The 22,498-nt window shown below is 56.7% G+C and carries 20 protein-coding genes; 9 read left to right on the top strand and 11 right to left on the bottom strand.

Annotation, left to right across the window (positions count from 1 at the left end; translation table 11 throughout):
• Nucleotides 1–62: 62 nt before the first annotated feature.
• Entirely contained in the window at nucleotides 63–1,628 is a 1,566-nt protein-coding gene (gene cueO / locus FHC49_RS21855; protein WP_220440848.1) for a multicopper oxidase CueO, read from the top strand.
• Nucleotides 1,629–1,750: 122 nt separating this feature from the next.
• On the top strand, nucleotides 1,751–2,275 hold the full coding sequence (locus FHC49_RS21850; RefSeq protein WP_220440847.1) for a hypothetical protein: 525 nt from the start codon (nucleotides 1,751–1,753) through the stop codon (nucleotides 2,273–2,275).
• A gap of 69 nt (nucleotides 2,276–2,344) precedes the next feature.
• Here FHC49_RS21850 and FHC49_RS21845 read toward each other — a convergent pair whose 3' ends face one another.
• Nucleotides 2,345–4,735: a glucose/quinate/shikimate family membrane-bound PQQ-dependent dehydrogenase gene (locus FHC49_RS21845; protein WP_220440846.1), complete on the bottom strand. Its 2,391-nt coding sequence runs from the start codon at nucleotides 4,733–4,735 to the stop codon at nucleotides 2,345–2,347.
• 204 nt (nucleotides 4,736–4,939) lie between these two features.
• Here FHC49_RS21845 and hpt point away from each other — a divergent pair, with 204 nt between their 5' ends.
• Nucleotides 4,940–5,476 (top strand): hypoxanthine phosphoribosyltransferase, encoded by a 537-nt coding sequence (gene hpt, locus FHC49_RS21840; protein WP_035891924.1) that lies wholly within the window; start codon nucleotides 4,940–4,942, stop codon nucleotides 5,474–5,476.
• Between the two features lie 90 nt (nucleotides 5,477–5,566).
• On the opposite strand, the gene can is transcribed toward hpt, so the two are convergent.
• Nucleotides 5,567–6,229 (bottom strand): carbonate dehydratase, encoded by a 663-nt coding sequence (can, locus tag FHC49_RS21835; RefSeq protein WP_106925477.1) that lies wholly within the window; start codon nucleotides 6,227–6,229, stop codon nucleotides 5,567–5,569.
• Between the two features lie 102 nt (nucleotides 6,230–6,331).
• Here can and FHC49_RS21830 point away from each other — a divergent pair, with 102 nt between their 5' ends.
• The 4 genes from FHC49_RS21830 to FHC49_RS21815 all read left to right on the top strand — a co-directional run bounded on the left by FHC49_RS21830 (nucleotide 6,332) and on the right by FHC49_RS21815 (nucleotide 9,869).
• Nucleotides 6,332–7,258, top strand: coding sequence for an ABC transporter ATP-binding protein (locus FHC49_RS21830; RefSeq protein WP_220440845.1), 927 nt, complete (start codon nucleotides 6,332–6,334; stop codon nucleotides 7,256–7,258).
• Nucleotides 7,255–8,025, top strand: coding sequence for an ABC transporter permease (locus tag FHC49_RS21825; protein ID WP_035891927.1), 771 nt, complete (start codon nucleotides 7,255–7,257; stop codon nucleotides 8,023–8,025). The genes FHC49_RS21830 and FHC49_RS21825 overlap by 4 nt, the downstream gene beginning before the upstream one ends.
• A 110-nt stretch (nucleotides 8,026–8,135) precedes the next feature.
• Nucleotides 8,136–8,576: a PTS sugar transporter subunit IIA gene (locus FHC49_RS21820; protein WP_185669249.1), complete on the top strand. Its 441-nt coding sequence runs from the start codon at nucleotides 8,136–8,138 to the stop codon at nucleotides 8,574–8,576.
• 63 nt (nucleotides 8,577–8,639) lie between these two features.
• On the top strand, nucleotides 8,640–9,869 hold the full coding sequence (locus FHC49_RS21815; protein ID WP_220440844.1) for a polysaccharide deacetylase family protein: 1,230 nt from the start codon (nucleotides 8,640–8,642) through the stop codon (nucleotides 9,867–9,869).
• A 32-nt stretch (nucleotides 9,870–9,901) separates the two neighbouring features.
• On the opposite strand, the gene panD is transcribed toward FHC49_RS21815, so the two are convergent.
• The 9 genes from panD to thpR all read right to left on the bottom strand — a co-directional run bounded on the left by panD (nucleotide 9,902) and on the right by thpR (nucleotide 17,089).
• Entirely contained in the window at nucleotides 9,902–10,282 is a 381-nt protein-coding gene (gene panD, locus FHC49_RS21810; protein WP_035891933.1) for an aspartate 1-decarboxylase, read from the bottom strand.
• 261 nt (nucleotides 10,283–10,543) lie between these two features.
• Nucleotides 10,544–11,392: a pantoate--beta-alanine ligase gene (gene panC, locus FHC49_RS21805; protein ID WP_185669247.1), complete on the bottom strand. Its 849-nt coding sequence runs from the start codon at nucleotides 11,390–11,392 to the stop codon at nucleotides 10,544–10,546.
• Nucleotides 11,393–11,403: 11 nt separating this feature from the next.
• Entirely contained in the window at nucleotides 11,404–12,195 is a 792-nt protein-coding gene (panB, locus tag FHC49_RS21800) for a 3-methyl-2-oxobutanoate hydroxymethyltransferase (protein ID WP_185669246.1), read from the bottom strand.
• A 118-nt stretch (nucleotides 12,196–12,313) separates the two neighbouring features.
• Nucleotides 12,314–12,793: a 2-amino-4-hydroxy-6-hydroxymethyldihydropteridine diphosphokinase gene (folK, locus tag FHC49_RS21795; protein ID WP_220440843.1), complete on the bottom strand. Its 480-nt coding sequence runs from the start codon at nucleotides 12,791–12,793 to the stop codon at nucleotides 12,314–12,316.
• Nucleotides 12,790–14,187 (bottom strand): polynucleotide adenylyltransferase PcnB, encoded by a 1,398-nt coding sequence (pcnB, locus tag FHC49_RS21790; RefSeq protein ID WP_220440858.1) that lies wholly within the window; start codon nucleotides 14,185–14,187, stop codon nucleotides 12,790–12,792. Before pcnB ends, folK begins: the two co-directional genes overlap by 4 nt.
• A 55-nt stretch (nucleotides 14,188–14,242) precedes the next feature.
• On the bottom strand, nucleotides 14,243–15,139 hold the full coding sequence (gene gluQRS / locus FHC49_RS21785) for a tRNA glutamyl-Q(34) synthetase GluQRS (protein WP_220440842.1): 897 nt from the start codon (nucleotides 15,137–15,139) through the stop codon (nucleotides 14,243–14,245).
• Nucleotides 15,140–15,208: 69 nt separating this feature from the next.
• A complete protein-coding gene (gene dksA, locus FHC49_RS21780) occupies nucleotides 15,209–15,664 on the bottom strand; it encodes an RNA polymerase-binding protein DksA (protein WP_035891939.1) in 456 nt (151 codons plus the stop codon).
• A gap of 156 nt (nucleotides 15,665–15,820) precedes the next feature.
• A complete protein-coding gene (gene sfsA / locus FHC49_RS21775) occupies nucleotides 15,821–16,543 on the bottom strand; it encodes a DNA/RNA nuclease SfsA (protein WP_220440841.1) in 723 nt (240 codons plus the stop codon).
• A gap of 12 nt (nucleotides 16,544–16,555) precedes the next feature.
• Nucleotides 16,556–17,089: an RNA 2',3'-cyclic phosphodiesterase gene (gene thpR / locus FHC49_RS21770; RefSeq protein ID WP_220440840.1), complete on the bottom strand. Its 534-nt coding sequence runs from the start codon at nucleotides 17,087–17,089 to the stop codon at nucleotides 16,556–16,558.
• A 73-nt stretch (nucleotides 17,090–17,162) separates the two neighbouring features.
• Between thpR and hrpB the strand changes: the two genes are divergently transcribed.
• Together hrpB and mrcB are read left to right on the top strand one after the other, a co-directional pair.
• Nucleotides 17,163–19,592, top strand: coding sequence for an ATP-dependent helicase HrpB (gene hrpB / locus FHC49_RS21765; protein ID WP_220440839.1), 2,430 nt, complete (start codon nucleotides 17,163–17,165; stop codon nucleotides 19,590–19,592).
• Nucleotides 19,593–19,723: 131 nt separating this feature from the next.
• The gene (gene mrcB, locus FHC49_RS21760) at nucleotides 19,724–22,258 is read left to right on the top strand and encodes a bifunctional glycosyl transferase/transpeptidase (RefSeq protein WP_220440838.1); all 2,535 of its coding nucleotides are present in this window, start codon (nucleotides 19,724–19,726) and stop codon (nucleotides 22,256–22,258) included.
• Nucleotides 22,259–22,498: the final 240 nt, after the last annotated feature.

The raw sequence follows: 22,498 nt of genomic DNA, 5'->3' as shown, positions 1-22,498 counted from the left end.
ACCTTCCCGCAGGGGTAGGGTTTAAGCTCAATTAATCACCAGAAGCCGAAAAGGATGTAACGATGCATCGTCGTGATTTTATCAAACTCAGCGCCGCTATCGGCGTTGCCAGCGCCTTGCCTCTGTGGAGCCGTGCGGTATTCGCCGCCGAGCGCACCATGCTTCCCATTCCTCCCTTGCTTGCCGCTGACGCGGATAATCAGATCTTGTTGACCGTTCAGGCCGGAAAGACACAATTTGCTGGAAAAACGGTGACAACCTGGGGCTACAACGGCAGCCTGTTAGGGCCGGCTATTCAGCTGCAGCAGGGCAAGCCGATTACGGTGAAAATTAACAACACCCTGCCGGAAGCGACCACCGTGCACTGGCACGGCCTGGAAGTGCCGGGTGAGGTTGACGGCGGCCCTCAGGGGGTTATCCAACCGGGTGGCAGTCGGACGGTGACGTTTACGCCAACCCAGCGTGCGGCGACCTGCTGGTTCCACCCACATCAGCACGGTAAAACTGGCCGACAGGTAGCGATGGGGCTGGCGGGCCTCGTGCTCATCGAAGATGAAGATAGCCAGAAGCTGATGCTGCCTAAACAGTGGGGCATTGATGATGTGCCGGTGATTATGCAGGACAAGAAATTTACCGCCGCCGGTGAGATTGACTATCAGTTGGACGTGATGAGTGCCGCGGTGGGCTGGTTTGGCGATACGCTGCTGACCAACGGCGTGACCTACCCGCAGCATACGCCTCCAAGAGGCTGGCTGCGCCTGCGCCTGTTGAACGGCTGTAACGCCCGTTCGCTGACTATTGCAACCAGCGATAAGCGCCCGATGTATGTCGTTGCCAGCGACGGCGGGCTGTTGGCCGAGCCGGTGAAAGTGAGCGAACTGCCGATGCTGATGGGCGAACGCTTTGAAGTGCTGGTGGATGCGCGCGACGGTAAACCATTCGATCTCCTGACCCTCCCGGTGACGCAGATGGGCATGGCCGTCACGCCGTTCGATAAGGCGGTGCCGGTACTGCACGTGCAGCCTATCGGGATCCCAGGGTCGGCAACGCTGCCGGACACTCTCGTAGCAATGCCTGCGCTGCCATCGCTCGATGGGCTGACCGAGCGTAAGCTCCAGCTCTCAATGGACCCGATGCTCGACATGATGGGCATGCAGGCGTTGATGCAGAAGTATGGCAATCAGGCGATGGGCGGCATGGATCACGGCAGTATGATGAGCCACGGCGGCATGAAGATGGATCATGGAGGAATGGGTAACATGCACCACGGCGACGGCGGCTTTGATTTCCACAACGCTAACCGCATCAACGGCAAGGCGTTCGATATGAACGTGCCGATGTTTGCCGCCGCCAAAGGGCAGTATGAGCGCTGGGTTATTTCCGGCGAAGGCGACATGATGTTGCACCCGTTCCACATTCACGGCACCCAGTTCCGCATACTGCGTGAGAACGGACAGGTACCGGCGGCGCACCGTGCAGGCTGGAAAGATACGGTTCGCGTCGAAGGCGGCGTCAGCGAAGTGCTGGTGAAGTTTGACCATAGCGCGCCGAAAGAACAGGCCTATATGGCGCACTGCCACCTGCTGGAGCATGAAGATACCGGCATGATGCTCGGCTTTACCGTTTAACCTGCCACCGGATAGCGACCCCGCTATCCGGTAACCCTCTGTGGCAGATATAGATTTCAGCCATATTATTCAGCCAACTTCTCGCTATACTCCTGTGGTTAACGATTAATCATGAGGTAAGAATGGCTATCTTTGGTAAGGCTCTGGCAGCCTCTTTTGTCATGCTGGTGGCGGTATCGGCGCACGCTGACATGAAGATGGAACGTAAAGACATTCCTGAATTAAAGCTGAGCATCGAGATCCCGCAGACGCTTACGCCAATGCCTGATGACATGGCGAAAATCAAATACCCTTCTGAAAACCGCCCGCAGGTCATTTATGGCGACGAACGTGGCAAAGCGTCCTTAGGCATCAGCAACGGTCGTCATGCGCTGCCCGCAGACAAGCTTGACGTGGCAAAGGATGCGACGCTGAAAATGCTGAATAATTTCAAGCCGAAGGCGGAAGCCGTCACGGTGGATGGGCATAAGGCGTGGTTGATTACCTTCCGCTCTCAGGCACCGGATACTGACATTTTGAATATGCTGCTGGTGACGTCAGAAAACGATAAGGCTGTGCAGGCTGCCTTTAACATGACAAAAGATTTGGAAGGGCAGTATAAGGATGTGGCCAGGGCTTCGTTGCTGTCGATTAAGTTTGATAAGTAAATCGGCCGGGCCACAACGTTCGTAGCCCGGGCGAGGCGTTTACGCCGACCCCGGGGTCGGCGCTAACGCTTACTTCACGTCGTCAGGTAACGCATAGGCGACGATATAATCACCCATCTTCGTACCAAACGATCCGTGACCGCCTGCGGAAATGACCACGTACTGCTTGCCATTCACCTCATAGGTCATCGGCGTTGCCTGACCGCCTGCTGGCAGACGACCCTGCCACAGTTTCTCACCGTTGCTCATGTTGTAAGCACGCAGGTAGTTATCGGCAGTTGCCGCGATAAACAGCACGTTACCGGCTGTGGAAATTGGGCCACCCAGCATCGGCATACCCATATTAAACGGCAGCGGAACCGGCAGTGGGAACGGCAGGCTATCCTGCGGTGTACCCAGACGTTTTTTCCACACTACTTCGTTAGTTTTCAGATCCAGCGCCGAGATATAACCCCAGGCTGGCTGTTTGCACGGCAGGCCAAACGGTGACAGGAACGCGTTCAGCGTCACGCCAAACGGCACGCCGTACTGCGGCTGAATACCAGACTCGGTACCGCTGGATTTTGCGTCTTTCGGCGGCTCCATCGGGTTGCCAGGACCGCGTGGGATCAGCTTCGACACGAACGGCAGCGCCATCGGGTTAGCAATCGCCACCTGGCGGTTAGGGTCAACGGAGATACCGCCCCACTCGAACATCCCCAGGTTACCCGGGAACACCAGCGTGCCCTGCTCGGACGGCGGGGTGAAGATGCCTTCATAGCGCAGTTTGTGGAACATCACGCGGCACACCAGCTGATCGAACATGGTGGCGCCCCACATGTCTGCACCGGTCAGATCTTTCTTCGGACGGAAGCTCAGGTCGGAGAACGGCTGGGTTTTGGTGACGTAGTCGCCTTTGGCTGCACCCTGAGGAACCGGTTTTTCCGGGGCCGGCACAACCAGTTCGCCGTTACGGCGGTCGAGCACGAAGATATTACCGGTTTTCGCCGGAGCGTAGATAACCGGCACCGTCTTACCGTCAACGGTAACATCAGCCAGCGTTGGCTGGGACGGCATGTCCATATCCCACAGATCGTGGTGAACGGTCTGGTAGCTCCAGGCAAGCTTACCGGTGCTCGCATTCAGCGCCACAATTGAGCTCGCGTAGCGTTCCTGCTCTGGCGTACGGTTGCCACCCCAGATATCCGGCGTGGTGACACCCATCGGCAGATAGACCAGATCCAGCTTCGCGTCATAGGCCGCTGGCGCCCAGGAGTTCGGCGAGTTGAAGGTATAATGCGAACCTGCTGGCGGGATAGCGTTTGGATCTTTCGCACCCGGATCAAAGGCCCACAGCAGCTTGCCGCTGTTAACATCAAAGCCGCGAATCACGCCAGACGGCTCACGGGTAGAGAAGTTATCGGTGACTGCACCGGCAATCACGATGACTTTATCGGTGATAATCGGTGGTGAAGTCGGTTCGTACATGCCCGGCGTGGTGACCGGCATGTCGGTTTGCAGGTTGAGAATGCCTTTGTTGGCAAAGCTCTCGCACAGCTTACCGGTGTCGGCGTTGAGGGCGAAGATACGGCCATCGTTCACCGGCAGGATAATGCGGCGAGGGCAGTCGGCAACCACGTCAGGTGACGCGTTTGCAGCGGTTGCTTCGTGGTAAGAGACGCCACGGCAGGTCACATGCTGGAAGCTCGGGTCAGTGCCGAGCTGCGGGTCAAAGTGCCATTTCTCTTTACCGGTTGCTGCATCCAGGGCAAACACGCGCTGGTGGGCGGTACAGAGGTAGAGCATATTGCCAATCTTGATCGGCGTGACTTCGTTGGTGATTTCACCCGGATCGTTTGGCTGCTTCAGGTCGCCGGTGCGGAATACCCAGGCTTCCTTCAGGTTGTGTACGTTGTCGGCATTAATCTGCTTTAACGGCGAGAAGCGCTGGCCTTCCTGGTTGCGCCCATAGGCTGGCCAGTCCTGGTCTGCGACCTGGGAGATTGGCTCGGCCGGTGTCGCATCTGCGCTCAGCGTGCCGTTAACCTCCTGCGGGTCGTGGAAACCGGCCCAGGTGAGGATACCGGCGCTGATAATCAGTACGACGAGCAAAGCCGCCACGGCACCGCTTGATGGCACCACCAGGCGACGCCAGACAAACGGCAAAATCAGCCAGACGCCGAAGATAACCAGCACGTCGCTGCGCGGCGTCAGCGCCCAGAAGTCAAAGCCGACTTCCCACACGCCCCATACCATGGTTGCCAGCAGCAGCACGGCGTAAAGCCACAGCGCTGAACGCTTCGCGCGCCACAGCTGTGCCGTAATGCCCAGCATGACCAGGCCAGCGATAGGGTAATACCAGGAACCCCCAATCGCGACCAGCCATACGCCGCCAATCAGTAAATACAAGCCGCAGAATGCCGCGAAGAGGGCGGTTAGCCTCCCAAGCAGTCCTGGACGTTGATGATTTGTTTCAGCCATAGAAAAGTGTCCGTTAGTTTGTTAATTATTGCTTTCATTTCATTATAGGATTTAACAAGTGTGATCGAAATCACAAATTGAGCTTTATTATCGAATTAGCCGCGTCAATCGTTTTGCTGGTATACTTTCACGCTTGCTGATCAACCTCGCGGCTCTGGGTTAACGGGTTGAGTGATTTACATTTAAAATCATGTGGTTAGTTAAATGAAACATACTGTTGAAGTGATGATCCCGGAAGCGGAGATCAAGGCGCGTATCGCTGAACTGGGTCGTCTGATTAACGAGCGTTATAAAGACAGCGGTAGCGAAATGGTGTTAGTCGGTCTGCTGCGCGGCTCGTTCATGTTCATGGCTGATCTGTGCCGTGAAGTACAGGTTCCGCACGAAGTCGATTTTATGACGGCATCCAGCTATGGCAGCGGTATGTCCACCACCCGCGATGTGAAAATCCTCAAAGATCTCGATGAAGATATCCGCGGTAAAGACGTGCTGATCGTTGAAGACATCATCGACTCCGGCAACACCCTGTCGAAAGTGCGTGAGATTCTGAGCCTGCGTGAGCCGAAGTCACTGGCAATTTGTACGCTGCTGGATAAACCAACCCGTCGCGAAGTTGAAGTGCCGGTTGAGTTTGTCGGCTTCTCCATCCCGGACGAATTCGTAGTGGGTTATGGTATTGATTACGCTCAGCGTTATCGCCATCTGCCATACGTTGGCAAAGTGGTGCTGTTAGACGAGTAAGTTTGCAGGTAGCCCGGACGAGGCGGAACGCCGACTCCGGGACATGCCCGGCGTCACGGCGTTCGGCCGGGCGACAAGGGATGATTTCCCTTACTTATGATTGATGTGCTTTAACTTGAGGTTGGAAATTCCGTGGCGGTAACGCTGTTCGAGGGTTTCGCGGCTGACAGCGGTCACATCAAGATCGCGCAGCAGGCCGTCGTGAATACCGTACGCCCAACCGTGAATCATCACCTTCTGCCCACGTTTCCATGCCGATTGCATAATCGTCGAGTGGCCCAGGTTATAAACCTGCTCCATCACGTTCAGCTCGCATAGCGTATCCATGCGACGTTCCGGCGGCATCTCGCCCAGCAATGAACTATGTTTGAACCAGATATCGCGAATGTGCAGCAGCCAGTTGTCGATTAACCCCAGCTCTGGGTTTTCAACCGCCGCCTGAACACCACCGCAGCCGTAGTGGCCACAGATAATAATGTGTTCAACTTCCAGCACATCAACGGCATACTGCACCACGGAAAGGCAGTTGAGATCGGTGTGGATAACCAGGTTTGCGACGTTACGGTGGACGAACAGTTCGCCAGGCTCAAGCCCGGTCAAACGTTCGGCGGGGACGCGGCTGTCAGAACATCCAATCCATAAAAAACGGGGTTTTTGCGCTTGCGACAGTGTCGCAAAAAAGCCGGGATCCTCTTCTCTCAGCATTTTTGACCATAGTGCGTTATTGCTGATGAGTGTATCAATGTCTTTCATGGAGGCTTGTAACCAAGTGAAGTGCGTTGGGCTAATATAGGGCAACTCCTGATTTATTAAAACTAAATATCAAGTATCAGAATGTAAGGTAAGCAAAAATCTATGACCATTGCACTGGAATTAGAGCAACTGACAAAGACCTATCCTGGTGGCGTACAGGCGCTGCGTGGGATCGATCTGCAAGTCGAAGCCGGTGATTTCTACGCGCTTCTGGGGCCGAACGGGGCGGGTAAATCGACGACCATCGGGATTATCAGTTCGCTGGTGAACAAAACCTCCGGACGCGTGAGCGTATTTGGTTATGACCTGCAAAAAGATGTGGTCAACGCCAAACGTCAGCTGGGGCTGGTGCCGCAGGAGTTCAACTTCAACCCGTTTGAAACCGTGCAGCAAATCGTGGTGAACCAGGCAGGCTACTACGGCGTTGAACATAAAGAAGCGGTCATCCGCAGCGAAAAATACCTGAAGCAGCTCGATTTGTGGGAAAAACGCAACGAACGTGCGCGGATGCTCTCCGGCGGGATGAAGCGTCGTCTGATGATTGCCCGCGCGCTGATGCACGAGCCGAAGCTGCTGATCCTTGATGAACCGACTGCGGGCGTAGACATTGAACTGCGTCGCTCTATGTGGGGATTCCTCAAAGATCTCAACGATAAAGGCACCACCATCATTCTGACCACTCACTACCTGGAAGAAGCAGAAATGCTGTGCCGCAATATCGGCATCATCCAGCGCGGTGAACTGGTAGAAAACACCTCGATGAAAGCGCTGCTCTCCAAGCTGAAGTCTGAAACCTTTATTCTCGACCTGGCGCCAAAAAGTCCGCTGCCGAAGCTCGAAGGGTACAAGAACACGCTGGTGGATACCTCGACGCTGGAAGTGGAAGTGCTGCGCGAGCAGGGGATTAACAGCGTCTTTGCGCAGTTGAGTGCGCAGGGTATTCAGGTACTGAGTATGCGTAACAAAGCGAACCGCCTTGAAGAGCTGTTTGTGTCGCTGGTTCATGAAAAACAAGGAGATCGCGCATGATGCAGCTTTACTGGGTTGCGCTGAAAAGCATCTGGGCGAAAGAGATTCACCGCTTTATGCGTATCTGGATCCAGACGCTGGTGCCGCCCGTCATCACCATGACGCTGTACTTTATTATTTTCGGCAACCTGATCGGCTCCCGTATCGGTGAAATGCACGGCTTTACCTATATGCAGTTTATCGTGCCGGGCCTGATCATGATGGCGGTGATCACCAACGCCTATGCCAACGTGGCCTCGTCGTTCTTTAGCGCCAAGTTCCAGCGCAACATTGAAGAGTTGCTGGTGGCACCGGTGCCAACGCACGTCATCATCGCAGGGTTTGTCGGCGGTGGCGTGGCGCGCGGCCTGTGCGTGGGGATTCTGGTGACGGCGATTTCGCTGTTCTTCGTGCCGTTCCAGGTTCACTCGTGGGTATTCGTGGCGTTGACGCTGATCCTCACCGCGGTGCTGTTCTCGCTTGCCGGCCTGCTTAACGCGGTCTTCGCCAAGACCTTCGATGACATCAGCCTGATCCCTACCTTCGTGCTGACGCCGTTGACCTACCTCGGTGGGGTGTTCTACTCGCTGACGCTGCTGCCACCGTTCTGGCAGGGGCTGTCGCACCTGAACCCGATCGTCTACATGATTAGCGGCTTCCGCTACGGCTTCCTCGGCATTAACGATGTCCCGCTGGTCACCACGTTTGGCGTGCTGGTGGTGTTCATCGCGGCGTTTTACCTGCTGTGCTGGTACCTCATCCAGCGCGGTCGCGGCCTGCGCAGCTAATCGTGCTGCATTTCCCGGCAGGTAAACCTGCCGGGAACCGTTCTTTGACAGTCATCACCCCTATTTATTGATTGCTCAGCTAAACTGCTTGCCTGCTAAGGAGGTAAGCGATGTTAGGTTGGGTCATTTCCTGCCATGACGACAAAGCACAGGAATTGCTGGATCGTCTGGAAAAAAAATATGGGCCGCTGCCACAGTGCCGGGCAGTCAATTACTGGCGAGGCCAGAGTTCAAATATGCTCAGCCGCATGATGTGTGACGCGCTGCATCAGACTGATTCCGGCGACGGAGTTATCTTTCTCACCGATAGCGCGGGCGCGGCTCCCTATCGCGTGGCGGCGCTGATGAGCCATAAGCACAGCGGCTGCGAAGTGATCGCGGGTATCCACTATTCATTAATCGAGCAAATGATTCCTCTGCGGGATTCCCTCAGCAGCAGTGACTTTCGCGATCGCATTGTGACGCTGGGTTCGCCCGGAGTGACCAGCCTGTGGCATCAACAGCAGAAAAACCCGCCGTTTGTTCTGCTACACGACCTGTATGAGTCTTAAACATTGGTATTGATGGCGCTTTTGTTACAATAGTAGAGTCGTTTCCCGCTTCGGTTACTGCTCATGGCTATACGTTCGGTTGTTTTCCTGCTGTTTTTCCTCGCCGGTAGCGTCGCTGCTGCGTTGCCCACCCGCTATATGCAGACGACGGAAGACGCCGCCATCTGGGCGCGTATCGGCAACAAAACCATGACCGTTGGCAACCTTCGCGCCGGGCAAATTATCGCCATTGAGCCGGACGTGGAAGATTACTACACCTTTAGCTTCGGTTTCGGTAAGGGCTTTATCGATAAGGGGCACCTTGAGCCGGTACAGGGGAAGCAGCGCGTTGAGGATGGTCTGGGGGATTTAAACAAGCCGCTGAGCAATCAGAACCTGGTCACCTGGAAAGATACGCCTGTCTACAACGCCCCGGATATCGGCAGCGCGCCGTTCGGTACGCTGGCGGAGAACCTGCGCTATCCGGTTATCAACAAGCTGAAAGACCGCCTCAATCAGACCTGGTATCAGATTCGCATCGGTGAACGCCTGGCCTATATCAGCGCGCTGGATGCCCAGGTGGATAACGGTATTCCGGTCATCACCTATCACCATATTCTGCGCGATGAAGAGAACAGCCGTTTTCGTCATACCTCTACCACCACCTCGGTGCGCGCCTTTAGCAACCAGATGACCTGGCTACGCGATATGGGCTATACCACGCTGACCATGTATCAGCTTGAGGATTACGTCCATAACCGTACCAATTTACCTGCCCGCGCGGTGGTGATCACCTTTGACGATGGGTTGAAGTCGGTTAGTCGCTACGCCTACCCGATACTCAAGCAATACGGCTTTAAAGCTACGGCGTTTATTATCACCTCGCGTATTAAGCGCCACCCGCAGAAGTGGGCGCCGAAGTCGCTGCAGTTTATGAGCGTTTCCGAGCTGGAAGAGATTAAAGACGTCTTTGATTTCCAGTCACACACCCACTTCCTGCACCGGGTGGACGCGCAGCGTCGGCCAATTCTGCTGAGCCGTAGCTATCACAATATCCTGTTTGATTTTGCGCACTCGCGACGGGCATTGTCGCAGTTCAATCCGCACGTGTTGTACCTGTCATACCCGTTTGGCGGCTATAACGCGACGGCGATACAGGCGGCGGGCGATGCCGGTTTTCATTTAGCAGTGACGACGGTGAAGGGAAAGGTGAAGCCGGGAGATAATCCGATGCTGCTGAAGCGTCTGTATATTCTGCGGACGGATTCGCTGGAGACGATGTCGCGGTTAATCAGCAACCAACCGCAGGGGTAAACAAGCGCTCCGCCGTGACGGAGCGCTTGGCATTACGCAACCTGAACCGGGATCGCTTTCGCGGTGCGTTTCATCTCGTTGTCGCCTTCGAAGTAAGCCACGTTCGGGCGCCAGGTACGGGCTTCTTCATCACTCATGGTGACAAAGCTCGCGATGATCACGATATCGCCTACGTCAGCGTTGTGCGCCGCAGCGCCGTTGACGGAGATGATTTTAGAACCGCGTTCAGCCGCGATGGCGTAGGTGGAGAAACGCTTGCCGTTGTTCACGTTCCAGATATCAATGGCTTCGTTTTCCAGAATACCGGCGGCGTCGAGGAAGTCCTGGTCAATCGCGCAGGAGCCTTCATAGTGCAGGTCGGCATGCGTCACTTTCACGCGGTGGAGTTTGCCCTGCAGCATTGTGCGAATCATAGCGTCTACCTTTAATTCTTAACGGAAACAAAGCAGTTCGCGACTGCTTTGAGAAATTTCGCAGGCAGTATTGCCCGATTTATACCAGGTGTCCATATGCGATTAACCTTGCTTACGATTAATTGCGCATCGTCACGCATAACCTACTGCAAACGGTATCGTTTTGCAGAATAGCGCCCCGGAGTCGGTGCTAACGCGCCTCGTCCGGGCTACCCGATTATCGCCCGGCCAAGCGCAGCGCCGCCGGGGCGGGCTCGGAAATTACAGCTCTACGCTCTGGTTATCAATCAGACGTGCCTGGCCCAGCCAAGCCGCCATCAGGATCACCGCGCGTTTGCTGCTGTCGGTCAGGTCGAGTAGGGTATCCGCATCGCGAATCTGGATATCGTCGGCGCGGAAGCCTTTCTCGTTCAGCTCCTGCTCGGCGATAGCAATCATCTCTCCCTGGTCACGCTCGCCGGCCTTCAGTTTTTCCGCCACGCGGCTCATCACCTTGTACAGACCCGGCGCGATTTTACGCTGCTCGGCGGTGAGGTAACCGTTGCGGGAGCTGAGTGCCAGACCGTCTTTGGCGCGGATAATCGGCACGCCGACGATCTCAATGTCGTAGCCAAGATCGGCCACCATCTTGCGGATCAACGCTAGCTGCTGGAAGTCTTTCTCACCGAAGCAGGCGATATCCGGCTGGATCAGGTTGAACAGCTTGCTGACGATGGTCGATACGCCGCGGAAGTGGCCCGGACGGCTCGCGCCTTCCAGCATAGTCGAAAGGCCCGGTACGTCGACGAAAGTCTGGCTTTCGGTACCCTGCGGATAGATTTCCGCTTCCGACGGCGCAAAAACGAAATCGACTTTACGTTTGTTCAGCTTCTCGCAGTCTTCCTGCAGCGTACGCGGGTAGCGCGCCAGGTCTTCGACACGGTCGAACTGCATCGGGTTAACGAAGATGCTGACCACCACTACGTCCGCACGGGTTTTGGCTTCTTCAACCAGCGTCATATGGCCGTCGTGCAGGTTGCCCATGGTGGGAACCAGCGCAACGCGCTTACCTTCCTGACGCAGACGACGGATATGCTGGCGCAGCAGCGGCAGGGTTTCAATAATCAGCACAACATGACTCCTTAATGGAAACTATGTTCTTCGCCCGGATACGCCCCGGACTCGACTTCCGCCATATACTGCCGTACCGCGGCGCGCATGTCGCCCGCTTCGGCGAGGAAGTTTTTGGCAAATTTAGGAATATGGCCGCCGGTGATGCCGAACGCATCGTGCATCACGAGGATCTGCCCGTCGGTGACGTTGCCAGCACCGATGCCGATAACCGGAATCGACAGTGCTTCGGTGACGCGTTTTGCCAGCTCAACCGGTACGCACTCCAGCACCAGCAGCTGCGCGCCTGCGGCTTCCAGCGCCAGCGCATCGTCGAGCAGAACCTGACCGGCGTCACCGCGGCCCTGCACCTTATAGCCGCCGAAGATGTTGACCGACTGTGGCGTCAGCCCCAGGTGACCGCATACCGGTACGGCGCGGTCGGTCAGCATTTTCACGGTATCAACCAGCCAGGCGCCGCCTTCAATCTTGACCATATTGGCGCCAGCACGCATGACCGCTGCGGCGTTTTCAAACGCCTGTTCCGGCGTGGCGTAGGCCATAAACGGCAGATCGGACAGCAGCAGGCAGTGTGGCGCACCGCGACGAACGGCGCGAGTGTGGTAGGCGATGTCTTCAACGGTCACCGGCAGCGTGGAATCGTGGCCCTGCACGGTCATGCCAAGAGAGTCGCCAACCAGCATCACGTTGATGCCTTCGTCTGCGAACAGTTTGGCAAAGCTGTAGTCGTATGCCGTGATAGTCGCGAAGCGTTTTTTCTCTTGTTTGCATTTCTGCAATAAAGCGATGGTGGTCGGTTTCATAATAATCCCTGATGGTAAGATCGTATTACCCGGCATTCTAACAGCCGAAATCAGGGGGGCAATGACTTTAGGCAAACGATACCAGGTAGCGCAGGGATCGCTAAAAAAGGGAGGGGCGCTACCAGCGCGCAGGGCAGTTTTCCGCCAGTGCATCAAGGCGCTGACGCAGGCTGACGCCATCCGGGAAGATAAGCGTTGGGGCAATTTCGAACAGCGGCCACAGCATAAAGCCGCGGTTGTACATGTCATAGTGCGGGACGGTCAGATTATCGGTATGAATAATATCCTGACCAAACAGCATGATGTCTAAATCGAGGGTACGCGGCCCCCAGCGTTCGGCTTTGCGCTGACGCCCCTGCTGCAGTTCGATACGCTGGGTATGGCTGAGCAGCACATCGGCGGCGAGCGTGGTTTCCAGCGCCACGGCGGCGTTCAGGTAATCGGGTTGATCCTGTGGGCCGAGCGGCGGGGTGCGGTAGAACGCAGAGACGGCAGCGACCCGGCTTTCCGGGATCGCATTGAGCGCCTCAACGGCAGCGTTCACCTGTTCCAGCGGAGAGGCGAGGTTGCTGCCGATGGCGATATAGGCAACGGTCACGCACTGCCCTCACGGCGCGGCGCGCGTTTGCGCGGACGGCGATGACGACGACGGGTGTCCGGTTCATCGCCCAGCTCGTTGAGCATATCTTTCTGTGCCGGTGGTGCAACCACCTGGAACTCGCCCCACCATTGGGTCAGACGCTGCAGCTCGCCGTTGTGCTCGGCTTCGGCACGCAGGGCCAGCAGGTCGTAAGCGGCGCGGAATTTTGGATGCTCCATCAGCTTCCAGGCGCGTTTACCCTGACGACGGGACATCCGCAGCTGCAGCTGCCAGATATCACGCACCAGCGTGGTAATACGTTTTGGAATCGCCAGCGAACGGCAGGCTTCATCCAGCACTTCGTTCATCGCCAGTGCGAAGGCATCGTAATAGGCCAGCCCGCTCTCCTGAGCGATTTTCTGCGCCATCTCCAGCAGCGGATACCAGAACATCGCGGCGAACAGGAACGCCGGATTAACGCGCATATCGTTATGAATGCGGGTGTCGGTGTTCTTCAGCACCTGAGAGATGATGCGTTCCATCGGGCTATCACCGTCTTCAGTGAAGTAACGGGTGATGGTCGGGAACAGCGGCTGGAACAGATTGTATTCGCGCAGCAGCTTGTAGGTTTCTAAACCATAGCCTGCCTGCAGCAGCTTAAGGGCTTCTTCAAACAGGCGCGCTGGCGGCACGTCGTTCATCAAGGTTGCCAGACGTGGAATTGGTTCAGCGGTTTCCGGGCTGATACGCATATCCAGCTTCGCAGCAAAGCGCACGGCGCGCAGCATACGCACCGGGTCTTCACGGTAGCGGGTTTCCGGGTCGCCAATCAGGCGGATCACGCCGTCGATCAGATCCTGCATACCGCCAACGTAGTCACGAACGGTGAAGTCCGCCACGCTGTAATAGAGGCTATTGATGGTGAAGTCGCGGCGCTGGGCATCTTCTTCGATGGAGCCAAAGATGTTATCGCGCAGCAGCATACCGTTTTGCCCACGCTGTGAGGTGGTGCGATCGGACTGGCCGTCTTCGTGGTGACCACGGAAGGTAGCGACTTCGATAATTTCAGGGCCAAACATGACGTGTGCCAGACGGAAGCGGCGGCCCACCAGACGGCAGTTGCGGAACAACTTGCGAACCTGGTCAGGCGTGGCGCTGGTGGTCACGTCGAAATCTTTTGGTTTTTTGCCTAGCAGCAGGTCGCGAACGCCGCCGCCAACGAGGTAAGCCTCGTAGCCTGCTTTGTTCAGACGATAAAGAACCTTGAGGGCATTCTCGCTGATATCTTTGCGTGAAATAGCGTGCTGCTCGCGCGGAATAACGGTCATAGCAGGTTTAGCGACGGCGTTTTCAGCCTCGCTCTCCTCACGGCTCAGCACCTTGCGGCAAAAATTAGCGACTCGGGTAAAAATGGTGCACCTCGGTAATATCTGACTTTGGGACAAAAAAATAGCGGCTAATCATAGCTCAGCATAACGCATTTGAGAATGGCGGATTGATCTTCACCATTTCAGGCACTTTGGTCAGAGACCATTTTGCGACGGCATTACGCAGTAATTCAGCCGTGTTCAAATCCTGCCATTGCGCCGGAATATCCTGGCCTAGAAAGCGCAGCGCCTCGATAAGGACGGGACGCGGATCGCCGGTTGGTAGGGCAGGTGCATGATTTTGCTTCGAAAGTTTAGCACCTTCTTCATTCAATGCCAGCGGCAGATGAATATAGTCCGGTGCCTGCCAGCCAAACTGCTGGTAGAGCGAAATCTGTCGCACGGTGGGTTCAATCAAATCCGCGCCACGAACGATTTCGGTGACTCCCTGAAACTGGTCGTCGACCACCACCGCGAGATTATAGGCAAACAAACCATCACGACGATGAATAATGAAATCTTCACGAGCGAGACGTTCGTCGGCCTTGATCGTGCCACGCAACAGGTCGGTGAATTCGGTTACCGGATGCGTCTGACGCAGACGCAGGGCTGCGTTCTCAGGGCCGTGGTTGAGGTCACGGCAGTGACCATCGTAGGTGCCGCCGATGCTCTGGATGCGCGCACGGGTGCAGGTGCAGTAGTAGCATAGGTTCTGGCTTTTCAGCCACGCCAGGGCGTCACGATAGGCATCGTGACGCTGTGATTGCCAGAGAACGTCATCGTCCCAGTGCAGGCCGTAATGTTCCAGCTGATGCAAAATGGTGGTTGCAGCACCGGGAACTTCACGAGGGGGATCGATATCTTCGATGCGAACGCGCCAGATGCCCTGCTGAGCACGAGCTTGTAGATAGCTTCCCAGTGCGGCAATTAGCGAACCAAAATGCAGCTCACCGGAGGGGGAAGGGGCAAAGCGCCCAATGTATGGTTGTGTTGACATATTTATGGCAATAAAAAAACAACAAGGCGGGAGAGATTCCCGCCTTGAAGTGAGAGCGTTAGCGTTCTATCAACCTGCCATCTGCTTTTCGCGGATTTCTGCCAGCGTTTTGCAGTCAATGCACAGGTCGGCCGTTGGACGTGCTTCCAGACGACGGATACCAATTTCCACACCGCAGGATTCGCAGTAGCCGAAATCTTCATCTTCCACTTTCTTCAACGTCTTCTCGATCTTTTTGATCAGCTTACGTTCACGATCGCGGTTACGCAGTTCGAGGCTGAACTCTTCTTCCTGTGCGGCACGGTCTACCGGGTCCGGGAAGTTTGCTGCTTCGTCCTGCATGTGAGTAACGGTGCGATCGACTTCATCCCTAAGTTGATTACGCCATGCTTCAAGAATACGTCGGAAGTGCGCCAGCTGGGCTTCGTTCATATACTCTTCGCCCGGTTTCACCTGGTACGGCTCCACCCCTGCGATGGACAGAATACTCAGGGACGATGTTTTACGGTTTTGCCCTTCTTGCATGTTGCTTCTCCTTAACACGCACTATCGATCCCCGTGTTCGGGGGAAAAATCAGGCCGCTATAAATAACAGATGCTTTTCCACATGGCAATTATCTAAACGTAACACTTGACAATGCTGTGAAGAAAAGCGTATTTGCGCCGCAGCCCGAACACTTTCTATGCAGATACCCCCGGTGATAACGCAATGGGTAACGGCGATATCAGAGTCATATTATCGGCAGAAAGTTCCGCTTTATAAGCCAAAACCTCTACCCCCTTTCTCTTTGCTTCAATGAGTAACTCTGCGTATTTAGCATCAATATGGTGTGCAGGAGAGAAATATTCAATGGCTGAGTGCAAGATAGTAAACAGTAAAACGGCGCGTTCGCCCCTGGCGACAACGCCCATCAGCTCGCGTAAATGCTTCTGTCCGCGCACGGTCACGGCATCCGGAAAGTAACCAAATTCATTTTCCGCAAGTGTGACTGACTTCACTTCAATATAGCAGTTGGGACGATCATCTGCCTGTAACATGATGTCAATTCTGCTGCTTTCTTCACCGTATTTCACTTCGGTTTTCAGGGTGTTGTAGCCGGTGAGTTCGGGAAGACGCTGAGCCAGAATTGCCTCTTTTGCCAGGGTGTTTGCCCGCAGTGTATTGACGCAGATAAATGCCCCTTGCTGGGTTTGAGTTAATTCCCACGTATGTGGATATTTTCGTTTAGTATTTTCTGATGTCGAATACCAAACGGTGTCACCTGGGGTTGCACAACCGGTCATTGCGCCGGTGTTGGGGCAGTGCAGCGTGAAGGTTTCACCTTCGGGGGTGACAACATCAGCGAGGAAGCGTTTGTAGCGTTGAATCAGCGTGGCGTGCTTGAGCGGTGGCGTAAACTTCATACGTTTTCCTTATTATGATTCGCTGAGCGCCCAGCGCTGTAACGGCGTGTATTTTGTGCGTCCCCGGACAAAGCGTGATTCGTATAGCGCGAACTCGGTCACCGGAAACGTCCAGAGAAAGCCGGGAGCAGGGATAGGCACCGCCTGCGCGGCGTTGCGCAGCAGCGTCAGGTGCGGGTGAAACGGCTGCGGGCTTTGATAACAGCCGCTGCGAGCGGCCTGAGCGCGAAGCATATTGGCGAGCTGTAGCAGTCCGCGCGGCGGCTGACGCGTGCCGAGCCACACCACGCGCGAGCGCAGCCACTGCCCGGCATCATCCAGATTCAGCGTAAAACCGGGCTGGCGAATACGCCCGGCCATGGCGGCCAGCGCCCGCTGTTTCTCCTCACTCACTTCCCCCAAAAACGCCAGCGTAATATGCAGATTGGCGGCGACCACGGGTACGCCAGCGTCGTCGGCAAAATTATCGGCACGCCACTGCACCAGCTGCTTCTGGATGGGCTTTGGGATCTCAACGGCGAAAAACAGCCTTTTTGACTCTGACATGGTGGGGACTCGGTTATGAATTGAGGCGATGCTACAATGTCCGCCGTTTAATGTTAACCCTCTGGAGCCATTCGTGTCCCTGTTGCCGGTCGCAAGCATCCTTCCTGAACTCCTTCATGCCTTACAGCAATCGCCGCAGGTGCTGCTGAACGCGCCAACGGGGGCGGGTAAATCCACCTGGCTGCCGCTGCAAATTTTACGCGAAGGCAGCATCAACGGGCGTATTTTGCTGCTGGAGCCGCGCCGTCTGGCGGCCCGCAACGTGGCGCAGCGCCTGGCGGAACTGCTGGGTGAGAAGCCGGGAGAAACGGTCGGCTACCGCATGCGGGCGGAAACCTGCGTGGGGCCGACTACCCAGTTAGAGGTCGTGACCGAAGGGATCCTGACGCGTATGATCCAGCACGATCCCGAACTGTCGGGCGTGGGGTTAGTGATCCTCGATGAATTCCATGAACGCAGCCTGCAAGCCGATCTCGCGCTGGCGTTGCTGCTGGACGTTCAGCAGGGGCTTCGCGATGACCTCAAGCTGCTGATCATGTCGGCTACCCTTGATAACGACAAGCTGCAGCGTCTGCTCCCGGATGCCCCGGTGATTATTTCCGAAGGGCGTGCGTTTCCGGTGGAGCGTCGCTATCAGTCGCTGCCTGCGCACCAGCGCTTTGATGAGGCGGTGGCTATGGCGACGGCGGAGTTGCTGCGTCATGAAAACGGCTCGCTGCTGCTCTTTTTACCGGGGGTTGGCGAAATTCAGCGGGTTCAGAATCACCTGGCGGAGCGTGTAGCCGACGACGTCCTGCTCTGCCCTCTCTATGGCGCGCTGCCGCTCAGCGAACAGCGTCAGGCCATACTTCCCGCCCCATCAGGCAAGCGGAAGGTCGTGCTGGCAACCAATATTGCCGAAACCAGTCTGACCATCGAAGGTATTCGCCTGGTGGTGGATAGCGCCCAGGAGCGCGTGGCGCGTTTTGACGTACGCAGTGGGCTAACACGGCTGATAACCCAGCGCATAAGCCAGGCCTCGATGACCCAGCGTGCCGGGCGCGCGGGACGTCTGGAGCCCGGCGTGTGTGTGCACCTGCTGGCAAAAGATCAGGCCGAACGTGCCGCGGCGCAGAGTGAAGCGGAAATATTGCAAAGCGATCTCTCATCGCTGCTGCTCGAACTCTTGCAGTGGGGCTGTAACGACCCATCGCAGCTCAGCTGGCTGGATACACCTCCCGCGGTGAACCTGACGGCGGCGCGTCGCCTGCTGACGCAGCTTGGCGCGTTGGCCGATGAGCGCTTAACGGCGAAAGGGCTGAAAATGGCGGCGCTGGGGAACGACCCGCGCCTTGCCGCGATGCTGGTGGCGGCGGATAGCGACGCTGAAGTGGCTACGGCGGCGCGGCTGGCGGCTATTCTGGAAGAGCCTCCGCGCGGCGGCAGCGGCGATTTGATGCAGGCCTTTACCCGTTCGCAGGGGCAGTGGCAGCAGCGTAGCCAGCAGCTTTGTAAACGGCTTAATCGCCGTGCAGGGCAGCCTGACAGCGACGTGATTCCCGCGCTGCTGGCGCAGGGCTTCCCCGACCGCATCGCGCGCCGACGCGGACAGGAAGGGCGCTATCAGCTCGCTAACGGCATGGGGGCGATGTTAGACGCCGACGATGCACTGAATCGCCACGAATGGCTGATTGCGCCGCTGCTGTTACAGGGTAATGCCTCGCCGGATGCGCGAATCTTGCAGGCCTGTGCGCTGGATATTGATGCGCTGGTGGCGCGCTGTCCGCAGCTGATTCAACAATCTGACACTATCGAGTGGGATGATACCCAGGGCACGCTGAAAGCGCTGCGCCGAAGCCAGGTTGGTCAGTTGACGCTGAGCGTGCGCCCGCTGGCGAAACCGTCGGAAGAGGAGCTGCACCGGGCGATGCTCACCGGCATTCGCGAGAAAGGGTTAAGCGTGCTCAACTGGACGAACGAAGCGGAACAGCTACGCTTGCGTTTACAGTGCGCTGCGCGTTGGCTGCCGGAAGATGCGTGGCCTGCGGTGGATGACGTCTCGCTGCTAGAGGCGCTGGAGAGTTGGCTGTTGCCGCATATGAGCGGCGTTCACTCGTTGCGCGGCTTGAAATCGCTGGATGTTCATCAGGCGCTGCTGGAATGGTTGCCCTGGTCATTACGACAACGTCTGGTGAGTTTGCTGCCAACTCATTACACTGTGCCCACAGGAAGTCGGATAGCTATTCGCTATGATGATGAAAACCCGCCGGCTTTGGCGGTGCGTATGCAGGAGATGTTTGGCGAAGCCAGCACGCCGACTATCGCCGAAGGGCGAGTCGCGCTGGTGCTCGAACTGCTTTCACCGGCGCAGCGCCCGCTGCAGATCACACGCGATTTAAGCGCGTTCTGGCAGGGGGCGTACCGGGAAGTGCAAAAAGAGATGAAAGGGCGCTATCCGAAGCACGTCTGGCCGGACGATCCGGCAAATACCGCGCCGACGCGGCGGACGAAAAAGTATTCGTGATGGCGTAGTTCCCGGCCGAGCGAATGCGACGCCGGGGAAAAACTGCATAAAATTGAGAGATATCTTCTTCTGCCCCGTGGCAGAAGAATTGAGAATCAGGCCTTTATGCCTGAATGTTGCGGAGAGAAAGCATGGCGGGGAATGACCGCGAGCCGATTGGACGTAAAGGCAAGCCTGCACGTCCGGCAAAGCAAAAGGTAAGCCGTCGACAGCTCAGAGACGATGAGTATGACGACGATTATGATGATGATGGCTACGACGATGAAAAACCGCGCTCGCGTAAAGGCGGCGGAAAAGGGAAAAAACCGCGCGGCAAACACCGCTGGTTCTGGTTCCTGGTAAAACTCGGCATCGTTTTTGCCGTGCTGATGGCCATTTATGGCGTGTATCTGGATCAAAAAATCCGTAGCCGCGTCGACGGTAAGGTCTGGCAGCTGCCAGCGGCAGTCTATGGCCGCATGGTGAGCCTTGAGCCGGATATGCCGATCAGCAAAAAAGAGATGGTTCAGCTGCTGACGGCGACCCAGTATCGCCAGGTGTCGGCGATGACGCGGCCCGGCGAATTTACCGTGCAGGCCAACAGTATTGAGATGATCCGTCGCCCGTTCGATTTCCCGGACAGCAAAGAAGGGCAGGTGCGCGCGCGTCTGACCTTTGATGGCGATCACCTGGAAACCATCGAGAACCTGGACAGCAACCGTCAGTTCGGTTTCTTCCGTCTCGACCCGCGCCTTATCACTATGATGTCCTCGCCAAACGGCGAGCAGCGTCTGTTTGTGCCGCGCAGTGGTTTCCCGGATCTGCTGATCGATACGCTTATCGCCACCGAAGACCGTCACTTCTACGAGCATGATGGTATCAGCTTCTACTCGATGGGCCGTGCGGTGCTGGCGAACCTGACCGCAGGGAGAACGGTGCAGGGGGCGAGTACGCTGACCCAGCAGCTGGTGAAGAACCTGTTCCTCTCCAGCGAACGTTCTTACTGGCGTAAGGCGAACGAAGCCTACATGGCGCTGATCATGGACGCTCGCTACAGCAAAGACCGTATTCTTGAGCTGTATATGAACGAGGTCTACCTCGGTCAGAGCGGCGACAATGAAATCCGCGGCTTCCCGCTGGCGAGCCTCTACTACTTCGGTCGTCCGGTAGAAGAGCTGAGCCTTGACCAGCAGGCACTGCTGGTGGGCATGGTGAAAGGGGCCTCGGTCTACAACCCGTGGCGTAACCCAAAACTGGCGCTGGAGCGTCGTAATCTGGTTCTGCGCCTGCTGCAACAGCAGAAGGTTATCGATCAGGAACTGTACGACATGCTGAGCGCGCGTCCGTTGGGCGTGCAGCCACGCGGCGGGGTGATTTCACCGCAGCCTGCGTTTATGCAGATGGTGCGTCAGGAGCTGCAGGCGAAGCTGGGCGATAAGGTGAAAGATCTCTCCGGCGTGAAGATCTTTACCACCTTCGACTCGGTCGCGCAGGATGCCGCAGAAAAAGCGGCGACCGACGGTATTCCGGTGCTGAAGAAACAGCGTAAGCTGAGCGACCTTGAAACCGCGATGGTGGTGGTCGACCGCTTCAGCGGCGAAGTGCGCGCGATGGTTGGCGGCGCTGAACCGCAGTTTGCGGGCTACAACCGTGCCATGCAGGCACGTCGTTCGATTGGTTCTCTGGCAAAACCGGCGACCTACCTCACGGCCTTAAGCCAGCCGAACCAGTACCGCCTGAATACCTGGATTGCCGATGCGCCAATTGCGTTGCGTCAGCCGAATGGTCAGGTGTGGTCACCGCAGAACGATGATCGTCGCTACAGCGGTCAGGTGATGCTGGTGGACGCGCTGACGCGTTCCATGAACGTGCCGACCGTTAACCTCGGTATGGCGCTGGGTCTGCCAGCGGTCACCGACACCTGGCTGAAGCTGGGCGCGCCGAAAGATCAGCTTAACGCCGTGCCGGCGATGCTGCTGGGGGCGCTGAACCTGACGCCGATTGAAGTGGCCCAGGCGTTCCAGACCATCGCCAGCGGCGGTAACCGCGCACCGTTGTCGGCGCTGCGTTCGGTGATTGCGGAAGACGGTACCGTACTGTACCAGAGCTATCCGCAGGCAGAACGTGCCGTTCCAGCGCAGGCGGCTTATCTGACGTTGTGGACCATGCAGCAGGTTGTGCAGCGTGGTACTGGCCGTCAGCTGGGCGCGAAATACCCGAACCTGCATCTGGCAGGGAAAACCGGGACCACCAACAACAACGTCGATACCTGGTTTGCCGGGATTGACGGCCGTGAAGTGGTGATCACCTGGGTAGGTCGCGATAATAACCAGCCGACCAAGCTGTACGGCGCCAGCGGTGCGATGTCTATCTACCAGCGTTATCTGGAGACCCAGTCGCCTATCGCGCTGGATCTGACGCCGCCGGAAGATGTGGTGAACATGGGCGTGGACGATGGCGGTAACTTCGTCTGCGGCGGCGGTGGCACGCGTATGCTGCCGGTCTGGACTACCGACCCGGATTCACTCTGCCAGCAGAGCCAGCAGGCTATCGAGCAACAGCAGTCAGCGAACCCGTTTGACTCATCTTCTTCACAGCCTCAGCAGCAACAGCAGCAGCCGGCGCAGGAGAAGAAAGACAGCGACGGCGTGGCAGGCTGGATTAAGGATATGTTCGGCGGGAATTAATACCGCCCTGATGGGAGCGGTGCTAACCCCGGCGTCACTTCGTTCGGCCGGGCTACAACATAGGCTGTAGCCCGGACGAGGCGTTCACGCCGACTCCGGGATGGCTCGATACCGTATTAATACTAAGCCTCTGCATCGTGCAGGGGCTTTTTTTATCTCTAAGTTTTTTCTTTTTCTTAACGCCATTATTTCATCTGTTTAATTCTTAACCCCTTAATTCTGGTAGGGACTTATATCGCT

It is taken from the genome of Kluyvera sp. EC_51 (genome assembly GCF_019584505.1).
Classification (GTDB): Bacteria; Pseudomonadota; Gammaproteobacteria; order Enterobacterales; family Enterobacteriaceae; genus Kluyvera; species Kluyvera sichuanensis.
Note: the sequence above shows the minus strand (reverse complement) of the source record. Positions and strands in the feature narration are given on the sequence as shown.

What these genes read in the sequence shown, in the direction of transcription:
- cueO (WP_220440848.1), top strand. Translation starts at nt 63, where the DNA reads ATGCATCGTCGTGATTTTATCAAACTCAGCGCCGCTATCGGCGTTGCC.
- FHC49_RS21850 (WP_220440847.1), top strand. Translation starts at nt 1,751, where the DNA reads ATGGCTATCTTTGGTAAGGCTCTGGCAGCCTCTTTTGTCATGCTGGTG.
- FHC49_RS21845 (WP_220440846.1), bottom strand. Translation starts at nt 4,735, where the DNA reads ATGGCTGAAACAAATCATCAACGTCCAGGACTGCTTGGGAGGCTAACC.
- hpt (WP_035891924.1), top strand. Translation starts at nt 4,940, where the DNA reads ATGAAACATACTGTTGAAGTGATGATCCCGGAAGCGGAGATCAAGGCG.
- can (WP_106925477.1), bottom strand. Translation starts at nt 6,229, where the DNA reads ATGAAAGACATTGATACACTCATCAGCAATAACGCACTATGGTCAAAA.
- FHC49_RS21830 (WP_220440845.1), top strand. Translation starts at nt 6,332, where the DNA reads ATGACCATTGCACTGGAATTAGAGCAACTGACAAAGACCTATCCTGGT.
- FHC49_RS21825 (WP_035891927.1), top strand. Translation starts at nt 7,255, where the DNA reads ATGATGCAGCTTTACTGGGTTGCGCTGAAAAGCATCTGGGCGAAAGAG.
- FHC49_RS21820 (WP_185669249.1), top strand. Translation starts at nt 8,136, where the DNA reads ATGTTAGGTTGGGTCATTTCCTGCCATGACGACAAAGCACAGGAATTG.
- FHC49_RS21815 (WP_220440844.1), top strand. Translation starts at nt 8,640, where the DNA reads ATGGCTATACGTTCGGTTGTTTTCCTGCTGTTTTTCCTCGCCGGTAGC.
- panD (WP_035891933.1), bottom strand. Translation starts at nt 10,282, where the DNA reads ATGATTCGCACAATGCTGCAGGGCAAACTCCACCGCGTGAAAGTGACG.
- panB (WP_185669246.1), bottom strand. Translation starts at nt 12,195, where the DNA reads ATGAAACCGACCACCATCGCTTTATTGCAGAAATGCAAACAAGAGAAA.
- gluQRS (WP_220440842.1), bottom strand. Translation starts at nt 15,139, where the DNA reads ATGTCAACACAACCATACATTGGGCGCTTTGCCCCTTCCCCCTCCGGT.
- dksA (WP_035891939.1), bottom strand. Translation starts at nt 15,664, where the DNA reads ATGCAAGAAGGGCAAAACCGTAAAACATCGTCCCTGAGTATTCTGTCC.
- sfsA (WP_220440841.1), bottom strand. Translation starts at nt 16,543, where the DNA reads ATGAAGTTTACGCCACCGCTCAAGCACGCCACGCTGATTCAACGCTAC.
- thpR (WP_220440840.1), bottom strand. Translation starts at nt 17,089, where the DNA reads ATGTCAGAGTCAAAAAGGCTGTTTTTCGCCGTTGAGATCCCAAAGCCC.
- mrcB (WP_220440838.1), top strand. Translation starts at nt 19,724, where the DNA reads ATGGCGGGGAATGACCGCGAGCCGATTGGACGTAAAGGCAAGCCTGCA.